The organism is Planomonospora antibiotica (assembly GCF_014647955.1).
In the GTDB taxonomy this organism is placed as follows: domain Bacteria; phylum Actinomycetota; class Actinomycetes; order Streptosporangiales; family Streptosporangiaceae; genus Planomonospora; species Planomonospora parontospora.
In genome coordinates, this window is sequence record NZ_BMQE01000023.1 from 103,498 (window position 1) to 117,230 (window position 13,733).

Annotated in this window: 13 protein-coding genes; 5 read left to right on the forward strand and 8 right to left on the reverse strand. The window is 73.2% G+C overall.

Annotated elements, in window-relative coordinates; genetic code table 11:
• Positions 1 to 8: 8 nt before the first annotated feature.
• Complete coding sequence (locus IEZ06_RS21180) at positions 9 to 977, reverse strand: magnesium transporter CorA family protein (protein ID WP_189238429.1); 969 nt, start codon at positions 975 to 977, stop codon at positions 9 to 11.
• Between the two features lie 108 nt (positions 978 to 1,085).
• Positions 1,086 to 2,138, reverse strand: a complete 1,053-nt coding sequence (locus IEZ06_RS21185) for an NAD(P)-binding domain-containing protein (protein ID WP_189238430.1) — start codon at positions 2,136 to 2,138, stop codon at positions 1,086 to 1,088.
• A gap of 91 nt (positions 2,139 to 2,229) precedes the next feature.
• Between IEZ06_RS21185 and IEZ06_RS21190 the strand changes: the two genes are divergently transcribed.
• Positions 2,230 to 2,751, forward strand: coding sequence for a hypothetical protein (locus tag IEZ06_RS21190; protein ID WP_189238431.1), 522 nt, complete (start codon positions 2,230 to 2,232; stop codon positions 2,749 to 2,751).
• 376 nt (positions 2,752 to 3,127) lie between these two features.
• The gene (locus IEZ06_RS21195; protein ID WP_203872036.1) at positions 3,128 to 5,488 is read left to right on the forward strand and encodes an MMPL family transporter; all 2,361 of its coding nucleotides are present in this window, start codon (positions 3,128 to 3,130) and stop codon (positions 5,486 to 5,488) included.
• Here the strand turns inward: IEZ06_RS21195 and IEZ06_RS21200 are convergent.
• Entirely contained in the window at positions 5,475 to 6,695 is a 1,221-nt protein-coding gene (locus tag IEZ06_RS21200; RefSeq protein ID WP_189238433.1) for a benzoate/H(+) symporter BenE family transporter, read from the reverse strand. The genes IEZ06_RS21195 and IEZ06_RS21200 overlap by 14 nt on opposite strands.
• Positions 6,696 to 6,864: 169 nt before the next feature.
• Here IEZ06_RS21200 and IEZ06_RS21205 point away from each other — a divergent pair, with 169 nt between their 5' ends.
• Together IEZ06_RS21205 and IEZ06_RS21210 are read left to right on the forward strand one after the other, a co-directional pair.
• Positions 6,865 to 7,371 (forward strand): helix-turn-helix domain-containing protein, encoded by a 507-nt coding sequence (locus IEZ06_RS21205; RefSeq protein ID WP_229798490.1) that lies wholly within the window; start codon positions 6,865 to 6,867, stop codon positions 7,369 to 7,371.
• A 146-nt stretch (positions 7,372 to 7,517) separates the two neighbouring features.
• Complete coding sequence (locus IEZ06_RS21210) at positions 7,518 to 8,735, forward strand: MFS transporter (RefSeq protein WP_229798492.1); 1,218 nt, start codon at positions 7,518 to 7,520, stop codon at positions 8,733 to 8,735.
• Positions 8,736 to 8,831: 96 nt separating this feature from the next.
• Here IEZ06_RS21210 and IEZ06_RS21215 read toward each other — a convergent pair whose 3' ends face one another.
• From IEZ06_RS21215 to IEZ06_RS21230, 4 genes are all read right to left on the reverse strand, one after another.
• Positions 8,832 to 9,575, reverse strand: coding sequence for an MBL fold metallo-hydrolase (locus IEZ06_RS21215; protein WP_189238435.1), 744 nt, complete (start codon positions 9,573 to 9,575; stop codon positions 8,832 to 8,834).
• Between the two features lie 32 nt (positions 9,576 to 9,607).
• The gene (locus tag IEZ06_RS21220) at positions 9,608 to 10,180 is read right to left on the reverse strand and encodes a hypothetical protein (protein ID WP_189238436.1); all 573 of its coding nucleotides are present in this window, start codon (positions 10,178 to 10,180) and stop codon (positions 9,608 to 9,610) included.
• A 75-nt stretch (positions 10,181 to 10,255) separates the two neighbouring features.
• Positions 10,256 to 10,708, reverse strand: a complete 453-nt coding sequence (locus IEZ06_RS21225) for a hypothetical protein (RefSeq protein ID WP_189238437.1) — start codon at positions 10,706 to 10,708, stop codon at positions 10,256 to 10,258.
• A 50-nt stretch (positions 10,709 to 10,758) separates the two neighbouring features.
• Positions 10,759 to 12,186, reverse strand: a complete 1,428-nt coding sequence (locus tag IEZ06_RS21230) for a hypothetical protein (RefSeq protein ID WP_189238438.1) — start codon at positions 12,184 to 12,186, stop codon at positions 10,759 to 10,761.
• A gap of 198 nt (positions 12,187 to 12,384) precedes the next feature.
• Between IEZ06_RS21230 and IEZ06_RS21235 the strand changes: the two genes are divergently transcribed.
• Complete coding sequence (locus IEZ06_RS21235; RefSeq protein ID WP_189238439.1) at positions 12,385 to 13,320, forward strand: putative RNA methyltransferase; 936 nt, start codon at positions 12,385 to 12,387, stop codon at positions 13,318 to 13,320.
• Positions 13,321 to 13,512: 192 nt separating this feature from the next.
• On the opposite strand, the gene IEZ06_RS21240 is transcribed toward IEZ06_RS21235, so the two are convergent.
• Positions 13,513 to 13,733: zinc ribbon domain-containing protein (locus IEZ06_RS21240; protein WP_189238440.1), on the reverse strand; the 221-nt coding region annotated here is incomplete at its 5' end.

The following is a 13,733-nucleotide window of genomic DNA, read 5'->3' on the forward strand; positions in this document are numbered from 1 at the left end:
GGCGGCCGTCAGAGCCAGTCGCGCCTTCTGAACGCCCGGTAGAGCAGGGCCGTACCCGTGACGATCAGGGCCGTCGAGACCCAGAAGCCCACCGGTTCGCCCGAGCCGGGGTAGGGCACGTTCTGCCCGTAGAAGCCGGTGATCAGGGTGGGCACCGCGATGATGGCGGCCCAGCTGGTGACCTTCTTCATGATCTCGTTCAGCTTGAAGCCCTGCTGGTTCTGGTGGGCCTCGCGGACGTTGCCCACCAGCTCCCGCAGGGAGTCGGTCCACTCGGCGGCGCGCAGGATGTGGTCGTAGACGTCCTGGTAGTACGGGATCAGCACCGGGTCCACCGTCTCCGGGCCCCGGCGGAGCAGAGTGCCGACGACCTCCCGCATCGGCAGCGCCAGCCGCCGGAACTGCACCAGGGTCTTGCGGAGCTCGAACGTCTGGCGATGGCGGGCGCGCAGGTCGCCGTCCACCCCGTCGAAGAGCTCGTCCTCCAGCTCCTCGATCCGGTCGTCCAGCGGCTGCAGCACCTCGAAGTAGCCGTCCACGATGTGGTCGAGCAGACCGTGCAGCAGGTAGGCCACGCCGTACCGGGCCATCGCGGCGTTGGCGTCCCAGCGCCGGAGCACGCCCTCGATGTCGAAGCCGGCCCCGTCCCGCACCGTGACCAGGGCGTTCTCCGTCACGAAGACCGACAGCTCGGTGAGCTCGATCCGCCCCTCCACCAGCCGCGCCGCGTAGACGGTGATGAACAGGTGGCTGTCGTAGGTGTCGAGCTTCGGGCGTTGGCGGTCGTGGAGCGCGTCCTCGACGGCCAGCTCGTGCAGGCCGAGCTCCTCGCTGATCTTCGCCAGGTCCGCGGCCGTGGGCGCGCAGAGGTCGAACCACACGACGGCGCCGGGCTCGGCGACGCACTCCGACACGTCGTCGATCGGGAAGTTCTCCCGCACCAGGGCGCCGTCGCGGTACAGGCGGGTGCGATCCATCACGCCAGCCTAGCCAGCCGGAAAGTCCCGGATGCCCGGTCGGCCCAGCCGGATCAGGCGGCCCGATCGGATCAAGGCCCGGCCGGATCGGATCAAGGCCCGGCCGGATCAGGCGGCCAGCGGTCCGGCGAGGAGCCGGCGGACGTGCCGGGCGACGGTACGGCCGGCACGGTTGGCCCCGATGGTGCTGGCGGACGGGCCGTAGCCGGCGAGCAGGACGCGGGGGTCGCGGACCGCCACGGCGTCCTCGACCCTGATGCCGCCGCCCGGCTCGCGCAGCCCCAGCGGAGCCAGATGACCGATGGCCGGCCGGAAGCCCGTGGCCCAGAGGATCACGTCGGCCCCGGCGGACCGGCCGTCGTCCCAGACGACGCCCTCGGGCACGATCCGGTCGAACATCGGGAGCCGGTCCAGGACCCCGGCCGCCATGGCCGCCCTCACCCGCGGGGTCACCGGATAACCGGTCGCCCCCACCACGCTCCCCGGCGGGAGCCCGGCCCGCACGCGGGCGTCCACCCGGGCGACGGCCGTACGGCCCGCCTCCTCGTCGAACGGCCCTTCGCGGAAGACCGGGGGACGGCGGCTGACCCAGGTGGTCCCCGCCGCCACCTCCGCGATCTCCATCAGCAACTGGACCGCCGAGGCCCCCGCCCCGACCACGACGACCCGCTCTCCCGCGAACTCCTCCGCGCGGGTGTAGCCGGCGGTGTGCAGCTGCCGTCCGCGGAACGTCTCCTGCCCGGGGTAGCGGGGCCAGAAGGGCCGGTCCCAGGTGCCGGTGGCGTTGACCAGGGCCCGTGCGGACCAGTCGCCCGCGGTCGTCTCCACCGCCAGCCGCCCGCCCGCGCCCTCGCGGACCGCACGCACCTCCACCGGCCGCCGCACCGGCAGGCCGAAGGTCCGCTCGTAGGCGGCGAAGTACTCGGAGACGACCTCCGACGACGGCCGGGCCGTGTCGGCGACGCCCAGCGGCAGACCGGGCAGGTCGTGCACGCGGTGCGCGGCGCCCAGGGTCAGCGACGGCCAGCGGAACTGCCAGGCGCCGCCGGGCCGCGGGGAGCGGTCGAGCACCACGTGGTCGATCCCGGCCCTGGTCAGGAAGTAGGAACTCGACAGGCCGGCCTGACCGGCTCCCACCACGACGACGTCGATGTCCACCATGTCCCGGTAAAACACAGAGGGGCAGGCGAATAATCCGGCACCCCCCGGGCAGCAGAAGTCTCGCAACATCCGCAGCCGAGATGAGGTCACGATGATAGTGCTGGGACTTCTCCTGATCGTGCTCGCGGGTGCGGCCGTGATCGCGGTCTCCTGGGACGAGGCCGCCACATCCACCGCCACCGCGTCGTTCACGGTCTTCGACCGCACGTTCCAGCTCTCGCAGCTGGAGTTCTTCTTCGCCGGGGTCGTCACCGGCGCCGTCCTGCTGCTCGGCATCGCGCTGATGCTCGCCGGCATGCGCCACGCCGCCGCGCGCCGCCGCCGGCTGCGCGACTCCCGGCTCGAGGCGCGTGACCGCGTCGCCCGCCTGGAGGAGGAGAAGCGCGAACTGGAGCGCAAGCTCCAGGAGAGCCCCGACCCCACCGCCACCACCCCGGCCACCGCCCCGGCCGCCGCGCCCGTGAGCCGGGACCGCGACCGTGACCGTGACGGCGTGGACGACCGGGACGAGCCCACGGCCCCCCACCCGAGGGTCGACGTCCCCCGCCAGTCCGGCCAGTCCAACGACCAGCTGGTCGCCGGTCGCCACCAGCGCACCTCGCACCACCGGTAGACGCCGGAGGCGAGGGCGCGCCGGTCCACGGCGGCGCACCGCCGCAGCGGACGCACCGGTCCGCGGCGGCACCGCCACCGCGGGCGCGCCGGGTCCGCCCGTCCGCCCGCAGACGACTCCGCCGGTACGGCTCCGCGCCCCGTACCGGCGGAGTCGTCTGCGCGACCCTGAGGCCCGGCGCCTCCGACCCTGATCTTCCCCTCCCCCCGGGCCGGGGTTGTCCCCTAGCCCTGCGGGTGGACCCGCCCGGCCCTCCTACCCACGGAGGACGACCCCGGAGACGGTCTGTGCGGCCGATGCCCGGTCCCCTTCCCGCTCCTAGTTTCGATCTCGGAAGAGAACGAGCAGGGGAGCCGGAATGGCACGCCGTAGGAACATGGCAGCGTCGATAGGCGGATGGAGCGCGCGCCATCGATGGGCCGCGCTGTTGGTCTGGGTGGGGTTCGTGGTGACGGCGACCCTGGTGGGCAACGCCGTCGGGACGCAGAAGATGGAACCCTGGGAGGGTGGCAGCGGGGAGTCCCGCGAGGCCGCGATGGTGCTGGACGCGGCCGGGTTCCCGGACGCCGCCGGGGAGAGCGTGCTGATCCAGGCCCGCGGCTCCGGGGCTCCGGCCGACTTCCGCCAGGCGGCCGGGGACGTCAGGGAGGCGGTGCTCGCCACCGGCCGGGTGGAGAACGTGCGCACGCCGTACGACCCCGAGGCACCCGCGCCGGTCAGCGCCGACGGGCGCTCGGCGCTGGTGACGTTCGACATGAAGGGCGAGCGCGCGACGGCCAAGGACCGGGTGAAACCCGTGATCGACGCCGTGGCGCAGGTCCAGAAGGCCCACCCGGACCTGCGGATCGACCAGGCGGGCGACGCGAGCTCCGGTCTGATGATCGGTGACGCGCTCGCCGGCGACCTGGTCCGCGCGGAACTGCTGTCGGTCCCGCTGACCTTCGGCATCCTGCTCGCCGCCTTCGGCGCGCTGCTGGCCGCCGTGGTCCCGCTGGTCGTGGCGTTCACCGCCTATCTCGGCTCGGTCGGCCTGCTCGCGCTGACCAGCCAGCTCCTGCACGTCGACTCGGCCACCACCAACCTCATGCTGCTGATCGGCCTGGCCGTCGGCGTGGACTACTCGCTGTTCTACATCCGCCGGGAGCGCGAGGAGCGGGCCAGGGGCCGGGGCCGGGAGCGGGCGCTGGAGATCGCCGCGGCGACCTCGGGGCGCGCGGTGCTCATCTCCGGCGTCACCGTGATCGTCGCCATGGCGGGCATGTTCCTGACCGGCAACGGCGTCTTCATGGGCTTCGCCCAGGGCACGATCCTGGTGGTCCTGACCGCGATGATCGGCTCGGTCACCGTGCTCCCCGCGATCCTCTCCCTGATCGGGGACAGGATCGAGGCCCGGGTCGTGCACGGCGCGGTCCGCAAGGCCACCGGCCGCACCTGGCGGCGCAGGCTCGGCGGGCGCGAGGGGGGCGGACGCGTCTGGAACGCGATCCTCACCGGGGTGCTGCGCCGCCCGGTCGTCTCGGTGCTGCTGGCCGGGACCGTCCTGGTCGGGCTCTCCGTCCCGGCGTTCGACCTGCGCACCGGCGAGGCGGGCCTGGCGGACCTGCAGGGCGACTACCCGGTCGTCGACACGCTGCGCCGCATCGGCACCGCCTTCCCCAGCGGCAAGGCGCCCGCCGTCGTCGTGCTCAAGGCCGGCGACGTGACCGCGCCCGCGGTGCAGCGGGAGATCCAGCGCTTCAAGGAGCGCGCCTTCGCCACCGGTGAGGCCGTCGAGCCCTTCGGCGTCAACGTCAACCCGGACAGGACGGTGGCCACGGTCTCCGTCGGCCTGGTGGGCTCCGGCGCGTCCGACGCGGTCTCCGAGCACGCGGTGCGCACGCTCCGGGAGAAGGTCGTGCCCGAGACCGTCGGGCTGGTCGCCGAGGCGTACGTCCACGGCGGCGTGGCCTCGGTGATGGACTTCAACGCCCAGCTCGGCCGTACCGTGCCGCTGGTCTTCACCTTCGTCCTGCTGCTGGCGTTCCTGCTGCTGCTGGCGTCCTTCCGGTCACTGGTCGCGGCGGTGACGGCCATCGTGCTGAACCTGCTCTCGGTGGCCGCGGCCTACGGCGTGCTGGTCGTCGTCTTCCAGTACGGCTGGGGCGAGGACCTGCTGAACTTCGAGTCCACCGGTTCGATCGTGAGCTGGCTGCCGCTGTTCCTGTTCGTGATCCTCTTCGGGCTCTCGATGGACTACCACGTGTTCATCCTGAGCCGGATCCGCGAGGCGTTCGACCGGGGCATGCCCACCGAGCAGGCGGTGACCCACGGGATCAGGACGACCGCCGGGGTGGTGAGCAGCGCGGCGTTCATCATGGTCGGCGTGTTCGCCATCTTCGGCACGATGTCGATGCTGAGCTTCAAGGAGATGGGCATCGGCCTGGCCGCGGCCATCCTGATCGACGCCACGATCGTCCGGGCGGTGCTGCTGCCCGCGACGATGAAACTGCTCGGCGACGCGAACTGGTACCTGCCGCGCTGGCTGAACTGGCTGCCCGTGCTGGAGCACGAGCCCGAGCCGGAGAGCGGCGGAACCACCGGCGGAACCGGCGACACCGGCGGGCCCGGCGGGCCCGGCGGGCCCGGCGGGCCCGGTCAGGACGGCGGTTCGGACGGCGGTTCGGACGGCGACTGGGGCGGCGGTCCGGACGAGCCCGACCCCCGCCCCGGCCGGCACCGGCCGGTCACCGTCGGCTGATCTCTTCGGCCGGTTCTTCGGACGGCTCCCCGGCCGGCTCCTCCGGCACGGTCCGGGGAGCCGCCCGGCGGTGGTGCAGCAGGGTCGTCAGCCCGCCCGCGACCAGGCCCCAGAAGGCCGCGCCCACCCCGAGCAGCGTCATGCCCGACGCGGTGACCACGAAGGTGACCACCGCCGCCTGGACGCGATCGGGGTCGGCGACGGCCGCGGTGACCGCGGAGGCGAGGGCCCCGAGCAGGGCGAGCCCGGCGACGGCCTCGACGAGCACCGGCGGGGAGAGCAGGACGAGGGCGGTCGCCAGGCCTGCTCCGACGCCCAGGACGACCATCGAGATCCCGGCCGTGACGGAGGCGATCCACCGGCGGCCGGGGTCGGGGCCCGCGTCGGGTCCGGCGGCCAGGGCCGCGGTGATCGCGGCCAGGTTCACCGCGTGACCGCCGAAGGGGGCGGCCAGGGCGCTCGCCGCACCGGTGCCGGCCAGGAGGGTGCGCAGCGGCGGGCGGTAGCCGTACCCGGCGAGGACCGCCATGCCCGGTACGTTCTGCGCGGCCATGGTGACCAGGAAGAGCGGGAGCGCGATGCCGACCATCGCCGAGGCGCTCCAGGACGGCGCGGTCAGCTCGACCACCGGGCGCGCGACCACCGCGCCCAGGCCCGGACCGGTCAGCACGATGGCCGCGACGGCGGCCAGCAGGGCCCCCGGCACCGCCCAGATCCGCGCGAACCGGCTGAGCAGTGCCCAGACCAGGACCACGGGACCGGCCACCGCGGGCACCTCGACGAGCGCCCGGACCGGCGCGACGCACAGGTTCAGCAGGACGCCGGCCAGCATCGCACCGGCGATCGGGGCGGGGATGGACGCGATCCAGCGGCCGAGGGGAGGGAAGAGCCCGGCGACGGTGAGGAGCATCCCGCAGACGGCGAACGCGCCGACCGCCGCCGGGAAACCGCCCTCGACCGCGCCGGTGGAGACCAGCAGCGCCGCGCCCGGCGTGGACCAGGCGACGCTGACCGGGATGCGCAGCCGCAGGCCGAACCAGATCGCGGTGGCGCCGGCGGCGACGCAGAGCGCGAGCAGGCCGGAGGCCGCCTGAGCCCGGTCGGCGCCCACCGCCCGGAGCCCGGCCAGGACGACGGCGAAGGAACTGGCGAAGCCGACCAGGGCGGTCACCATCCCGGCCAGCACGGGCTGCAGCAGACGGTTCATCGTCGTCCCCTCACGTCCCCGCGGTGTCCCCACGGCGCCTCCGGCGTTTTCCGTCGCGTCGCCGCCTCCAGGGTGTTCCGTAAACGGAACGGCGGTCATGCTGCACGATAGCCCCATGAGGCCAGACGCACCAAACCCCCAGCCCAGGACGGACACCCCCGCGACCGACATGTCAGACGTCGGACGGCGGATCCGCGGGCTGCGGGAGGAGCGCGGCCTGTCCCTCTCGGAGCTCGCCCGGCGCGCCGGGATCGGCAAAGCGACGCTCTCCGGCCTGGAGAACGGCACCCGCAACCCGACCCTGGAGACCCTGTGGGCGGTCACCGCCCAACTGGGCGTCCCCCTGGCCGCCGCCGTCGGCACCGGTCCCGTCGCCCGCGGCGCGGCCGTGCAGGGCGTGCTGCTGGAGGTCTTCGAGGAGGAGGGCGCCACCTACGAGCTCTACCGGCTCGTCGTGCCGGCGGGCTCGTCGCAGACCTCGCCCGCCCACCCGGAGGGCGTCACCGAGCACCTCACCGTCTTCACCGGGACGCTGCGCGCCGGACCGGCCGACGCGCCCCTGCTCGCCGGGCCCGGCGAGCACGTCTCCTGGCGCTCCGACGTCCCGCACACCTACGCCGCCGGGGACCAGGACGTCCACGCCGGCCTCCTGATCCGCTACCCCCGGCGGCCCTGACCCCGGCCTCCGAGGACCTGCTTCAGCCGCCCGTCCTCAGCCTTCGAGGACCTGCTTCAGCACGGCCACGCGCTCGCGCCAGAAGGTCTTCATCGCGGCGACCCCCCCGGCTACACCATAAAGTTCGCAAAAGTAATATTCAGGTCATGACGCCACGGTCCAAAGCGATGCTCTTCTGGGTCACCGGCGTCATCGCCTACGTCATCGCCGTCTTCCACCGCCAGTCCCTCGGCGTCGCGAGCCTGGAGGCCGCCGCCCGGCTGGGGGTCGGCGCGTCCGGGCTCTCCCTGCTCGCCATGCTGCAGCTCCTGTTCTACGCGGGGATGCAGGTGCCCGTCGGCGTCCTGGTGGACCGCCTCGGGTCCAAGCGCATGCTGGTCATCGGGGCCGCGGTGATGACCTGCGGCGAGCTCGTCTTCGCCTTCTCGTCCGGCCTGCTCCCGGGCGCCGCCGGGCGGGCGCTGATCGGCTGCGGCGACGCGATGACGTTCATCAGCGTGATCCGCCTGGTCGGCCTCCACTTCCCGGCCCGCCGCAACCCGGTGATGGTCCAGCTCACCGGCATCATCGGGCAGCTCGGCGCACTCGCCTCCGCGGTCCCGCTGATCCACTCCCTGAACGCGTACGGCTGGACGCCCACCTTCCTGGGCGCGGCCGGGCTCGGCGTGGCGGCCGTGGTCCTGCTCCTGGCGGTCCTGCGCGACTCCCGCCCCGCCGGAGCGGCCGGGCAGGCACCGGGGCTGAAGGCCGCCTGGGCCGAACCCGGCACCCGCCTGGGCATGTGGACGCACGCGGCCACCCAGTGCTCGGCCGCCGCGTTCCTGCTGCTGTGGGGATATCCGTTCCTGGTCCAGGCACAGGGACTGGACCCGTCCACGGCGGGCGTGCTGCTGTCCGCGCTGACCCTGTGCGGCATGGCCTGCGGACCGGTGCTCGGCTATCTCGCCGGGCGGTTCCCCTTCCACCGCTCCTGGCTGGTCCTCACCGTGATCGGCACCACCGCCGGGGCGTGGACCGCGGTGCTGGCCTGGCCGGGACGGGCCCCGCTCTGGCTGCTCGCCGTACTCGTGGTGGCGCTCTCCGCCAACGGCCCCGGCTCGATGATCGGCTTCGACTACGCCAGGACCTTCAACCCGGCCGACCGGATCGGCGCGGCGAGCGGCATCGTGAACGGCGGCGGCTTCGTCGCCTCCATGTCGGTGATCGCCCTCGTCGGCGTCGCCCTCGACCTGCACGGCGGGACCGGGCTCGACGCCTTCCGCTGGGCGTTCGCCGTGCAGTATCCGTTCTGGCTGCTCGGCGCGGTGCAGGTGCTGCGCTACCGGACGATCACCCGTCGCCTGCTCGCCGCGCAGTCCTCCTAACCGGCCCCGGTCCGCGAGGACGGCTTCCGCCTGCCGGGGCGGATCCGTACGGCCCGGACCGCCCGACGTCCCCGCGCCTTCAGGACGCCCCGCCCTTCAGGGCAACCTCGTGAAGGGCTCCGCGAAGTGGGCGGTGGAGATGAGCCCGCCCTCCGCCCTGACCCGGTCCAGCACCTCGGCGCGGGTCCGCGCGGCGAGCTCCGGATCGTCGTCGTAGAGGTAGGGCACCCCCGGATCGGCGAGCTGGACGGGATGCAGCACCAGGTCGCCCGTGAGGACCAGGTCCCCCACCCGGACGATCTGGTGACCGGGGGTGTGGCCCGGCGCGTGGAGCACCCGGACGCCGGAGGACAGGTCCGCGTCCCCGTCGACCACCCGGACCCGGTCGCCCAGCGGCCGGACGACGTGGTCGAGGACCGCCTCGGAGGCCGCGGCGATCTCGGCGCGCTGGAGCACGTACCCGGCGTTCGGGAAGACCGGCGCGCCGTCCGCCACCGCCCCGCCGACGTGGTCGCTGTGCAGGTGCGTGATGACCACGGTGTCCACCTCCTCCGGCGTGGTCCCCACCCGGGCGAGCTCGGCCGCCAGCGCCCCCGGGACCGGCGCCCAGCTCGCCGCCGGCCCGTCCTGCGGCCCGATCCCGGTGTCCACCAGGACGGTACGGCCCGCCGCGTCGCGCAACAGGTAGCAGTGGAAGTGCAGGATCCACTCCCCGTCGTGGTGGCAGCCGCCCGGGAACATCTCCGGCAGCGGCCGCCGGATCGTCTCCCCCATCGGGCCGACGGCGTCGCACAGCGGGAACACCTCGACGCCCGCGACGGTCATGGGCTGGTGCGGCATCCGGTCTCCTTTCCAGGAACGGGCTGCCGATGTCACCGTGGGCAGCGGGTGTGACGCACCGCCGGCCAGGCCGCGTGCGAACGATCCGCCCCTTTTATCGCACCAACGCCCCGCTTCGCCACCGCGTCTCCCACCACCGCCCGCAGGCCGTACGGACGGCTGGAGGATGTGCGGGCCGCCGCGGCATTCGCGATCGGCACGGTCAGTCCGTCCGTCCGCGGGCTCCGGCCGCGCCGCCGTACGGCCCGCCGTCCGGAGCGGAGCGCGGACATCATCAGGATGGCCGCAGCGAGCTGATGCAGGTCTCCGCCGATCGAGGAGGAGAGCGACCACAGCGGCCCCCAGGGCTCCGTGTGCCCTGTGGCGGCGTACGCCAGGAAGAACAGGGGACGCAGGGCGTACACCAGGGCCAGGGCGGCGGCCAGGAGCCCGGCGACCGTCCGGCCCGCCCTCGGCCTGCCCGACCGGGCTGTGAGCAGGCACGCCCCGAAGCCGAGCAACACGTACGGCGCGGCACCGAGGGCGAGAGCGGGGCTGTCATGGACGTACCGGTTCGCCCACCCGACAGGGGCCAGAAGGTCGCCGCCGGAATAGAGACGGACCATCCCGTAGATGTCGGTCTGCCCGTGCGACTCCAGGTCACCCCTGTGCGACAGCCCGGGGTCACGAACAGCGCCCGTCTACTGCGGCCAGCCGGCGACGGTCGAGGCCTTGATCGCGTCGGTGTGGCACCTGAAGATCGCGTTGGTCCTGTAGCTGACCAGGCAGACCCGCACGTCCACCCGGTCGACCTCGCCGTCCGACGACAGCTTGAAGGCCGCGCCCTTCGCGGAGCAGGTGTAGCGGACCTGCGACCAGCCGGTGCCGCCGCTGACGTAGTGGAACCGGGCGCGGACGTAGGCGCAGTGGCCGCTCTGCCGGTCGCGGTCGTAGAGGGTGCCGGAGACCACGAACCGCTCGGAGTCGAAGTCGCTCAGCCAGACGTCGGCCTTGGCGTACCCGCCGTGACCGGCCTTGGACTGCACGGGACCCCAGTGGTGGACGGGGGCCGCGGCGGCGTTCGCCGTCCCGGCCGCCCCTCCCGCGAGCACGAGCGCGAGCAGACCGGCACCGATGACAGTTCTCTTCCTCATGGGTCACATGTGTACCGGTCGCCGCTTGAAACCCTCTTGCACACCACTTGTCACTTATCGACCGGATAGACCATGACGAGGAACCGCTCGACCGCCTCCCCGCCCCAGCCCGCCGCGGCCTGCCCGCTGCCGCGCACGTGGACGCGGACCCGGTAGTCGCCCTTTCCCGCCGCGGTGAGGTTGACGAGCCGCCTGCCTCCGTAGAAGTCGACGAACGTCAGCCGCCCCCGGACGCTCCGGTAGGGGATCTCCTTCACCATGTCCCAGCCGCGCCGCTCCAACGGGGGCCTGCGGTCGTACACCTCGGCCGTGACGCACACTGTCGAGAACTCCTCGGCGACCGTGATCTGCAGGATCCCGGGCTCGGCCCCGACCAGCCCCTTCACCCAGAGCGGGCTGGCCTCGATCATCTCGAACTCCTCGTCCTCAAGGGCGACGAGGGCGTTGTAGTCGGTGTGGACGGCGCCCGACGCCCGCCGTACCGGCCGGATCCGGGGACGGTGCGGAGGATACGCCGCGCACCTGCGCTCCAGTTCCTCCCGCTCCCGCTCCTCGGCCAGGCGGGTCTGCTCGTCCCTCGCCCCGCGCGCCTCGGCCACCTTCGGGCAGATCGCCTCCAGCGCATCGGCCAGGGGAACGCTGTACGAAAGGCCCACCGCCTCGTACGCCGCGGGCTCGTACGCGTACCCGCCGGCCCGCGTCACCTCGGCGCACAGGTGACGGCCGTAGCGGAGCACCTGCTCGTCCGGCATGCCGTCGAAGTCGGCGATCCCGCCCTGATCCCACTCGCCGCCGCGTGCCGCGCACAGGAACCGCGCCTCGCCGCGCAGTTCCTCCTCCCGGCCGGGTTCACCGCAGACCTCGCCCCCGGAGATCCGGCCGGGCGTGCCGTCCGAGACGGGCAGGAAGCACGCCGGGAGGAGCACGAGCAGCGCCAGCGCGGCCCGGACCGCGCCGGAGCGGCGGGCGTGCGGCGGCCGTGCGGCGCGCAGCATGAGCACCAGGGAGACGAGGGCGGTCAGACCCTGCACGAGGCTGGTGGAGACGATGAGAGGGCCGCCCCACATGTCCAGGCAGTTGGAGTCCAGCGCGGCGTCCACCGCGACCGGCAGGAGAGGGAGGAGGAGGACCGACCCGATCACGGCGGCGGCGGCGCGGGCGGCGACCCGGCCGATCCCCGTCAGGCCCTGCCGGTTCCCGGCCAGCCACGCCGCGAGGGCCCCCGCCATGAGCGGAGAGCCACCGAACTCGAAGAAGGGCACCTCGTAGAAGACCTGGAGGATCCCGTGGCCGTGGTCGTCCATGAACGCGTTGCCCACGCATCTGGCCGGGTCGCCGTAGACGACGTAGCCGTAGCTGTAGGAGTCGGGGCCGAGGAACATCCAGTAGGCGGTCGGCGCCGCCGCGAAAGCGAAGGCGGCGGCCCACTGGAACCACGCCGCCCTGCTGACGGGGACGGCCGAAGGGCCTCCGGACACGACGGCTCCTTTTCGCGAGTCTTCCGTCTCCGCGCCTTCCGGCACGAGACAAGATCGATTCATTGGTACGGCGGGCCATGCTAGGGGCACGGGATGACAGTCCGGTCTCTCCGGCGGAAACGGGGCGGGCAAGCCACCGCGGGACCACCCCCGGACGGAGAGGCCGGGGACACCGCCCGGGAGCGGGATGATGGAGGGATGCTGGACGACATCGTCGAATTCCTCGCCTGCCCGGTCTGCGGGGACCGGATGGCCCTCGGGGAGCGGACGCTGCGCTGCCCGGCCGGGCACGCGTTCGACGTCGCCCGGCAGGGATACGTCAGCCTGCTGACCGGCTCACAGGTCCCCGGGACGGCCGACAGCCCGGCCATGGTCGCGGCCAGGGACGCCTTCCTCGGGGCGGGGCACTTCGCCCCGCTCGCCGAAGCGGTCGCGGACGCCTGCCGTACGGCGGTGATGACGGCGGCGGCCGGCACAGGGCCGGAGGCCGCAGGCGCAGCGGACACGCGCGCGGCGCCGGTGGAAGAGACCACCGGCACGGACGCGGTGCCGGCGACGAGGCCGGTGGTCGCGGACGCGGGGGCGGGGACGGGTTACTACCTGGCCCGGGTGCTGGACCGGCTGCCCGGCGCCGCCGGGATCGCGCTGGACGTCTCCAAGCACGCCGTCCGGCGGGCCGCGCGGGCCCATCCCAGGCTGGGCGCGGTGGTGGCCGACGTGTGGCGGCCGCTGCCGGTCGCGAGCGGCGCGGTGGACGTGCTCCTCAACGTCTTCGCGCCGCGCAACGGCGCGGAGTTCGCGCGGATCCTGCGCCCCGGCGGCGTGCTCGTCGTCGTGACCCCCACCGCCCGGCACCTGGAGCCGCTGGTGGAGCGGCTGGGCCTGCTCTCGGTGGACGAGTCGAAGGAGCGCCGGACGGCCGAGAGCCTCGGCGACCGGTTCGCCGCGACCGGCCGGAGCGTCCACGAGTTCTCCGTGCGGCTGCGGCACGCCGACGTCGAGGCCGTGGTGGGCATGGGCCCGAGCGCCTGGCACGTCGACCCGGAGGTCATGCGGAGAGAAATCGCCGAACTACCGGATACGTGCACGGTGACCGCTTCTTTTCATATTTCCACCTTTGAATCACGATCATGATCAAGGGCGTTACTTGACAGCCACCTTCGTACCACATGTAACTGAAATGGCATTTAGTCCGAAATTGCACGCATTCACCAAGCAAACTCCTGCCGGAGGCTACATACTGGACGGCAACCCGGCGGGCCCGCGCCCATGTCCGCGCGAGCCGACGCCTTGAGGAGGGACACGCCATTTGACTTCCTCCCCCACCTAAAGGCGGGGGATTCCAGCGGTCGCCCGCTGGGGTTCCTGCTTCACCGACGACCGCCCCGTCCGGGAGGACTCCCGTTGAGGTCTCATACCGTCTCCACAGGCAGACGCCGCCAGCCCGGCGGCCAGGATGTTGCGTGCCGCGTTCACATCGCGGTCGTGCACGGTGCCGCAGTCGCACGTCCACTCGCGGACGTTCAGCGGCAGCTTCCCGCGGATCG

What these genes read in the sequence shown, in the direction of transcription:
- IEZ06_RS21180 (WP_189238429.1), bottom strand. Translation starts at nt 977, where the DNA reads ATGGATCGCACCCGCCTGTACCGCGACGGCGCCCTGGTGCGGGAGAAC.
- IEZ06_RS21185 (WP_189238430.1), bottom strand. Translation starts at nt 2,138, where the DNA reads ATGGTGGACATCGACGTCGTCGTGGTGGGAGCCGGTCAGGCCGGCCTG.
- IEZ06_RS21190 (WP_189238431.1), top strand. Translation starts at nt 2,230, where the DNA reads ATGATAGTGCTGGGACTTCTCCTGATCGTGCTCGCGGGTGCGGCCGTG.
- IEZ06_RS21195 (WP_203872036.1), top strand. Translation starts at nt 3,128, where the DNA reads ATGGCAGCGTCGATAGGCGGATGGAGCGCGCGCCATCGATGGGCCGCG.
- IEZ06_RS21200 (WP_189238433.1), bottom strand. Translation starts at nt 6,695, where the DNA reads ATGAACCGTCTGCTGCAGCCCGTGCTGGCCGGGATGGTGACCGCCCTG.
- IEZ06_RS21205 (WP_229798490.1), top strand. Translation starts at nt 6,865, where the DNA reads ATGTCAGACGTCGGACGGCGGATCCGCGGGCTGCGGGAGGAGCGCGGC.
- IEZ06_RS21210 (WP_229798492.1), top strand. Translation starts at nt 7,518, where the DNA reads ATGACGCCACGGTCCAAAGCGATGCTCTTCTGGGTCACCGGCGTCATC.
- IEZ06_RS21215 (WP_189238435.1), bottom strand. Translation starts at nt 9,575, where the DNA reads ATGCCGCACCAGCCCATGACCGTCGCGGGCGTCGAGGTGTTCCCGCTG.
- IEZ06_RS21220 (WP_189238436.1), bottom strand. Translation starts at nt 10,180, where the DNA reads ATGGTCCGTCTCTATTCCGGCGGCGACCTTCTGGCCCCTGTCGGGTGG.
- IEZ06_RS21225 (WP_189238437.1), bottom strand. Translation starts at nt 10,708, where the DNA reads ATGAGGAAGAGAACTGTCATCGGTGCCGGTCTGCTCGCGCTCGTGCTC.
- IEZ06_RS21235 (WP_189238439.1), top strand. Translation starts at nt 12,385, where the DNA reads ATGCTGGACGACATCGTCGAATTCCTCGCCTGCCCGGTCTGCGGGGAC.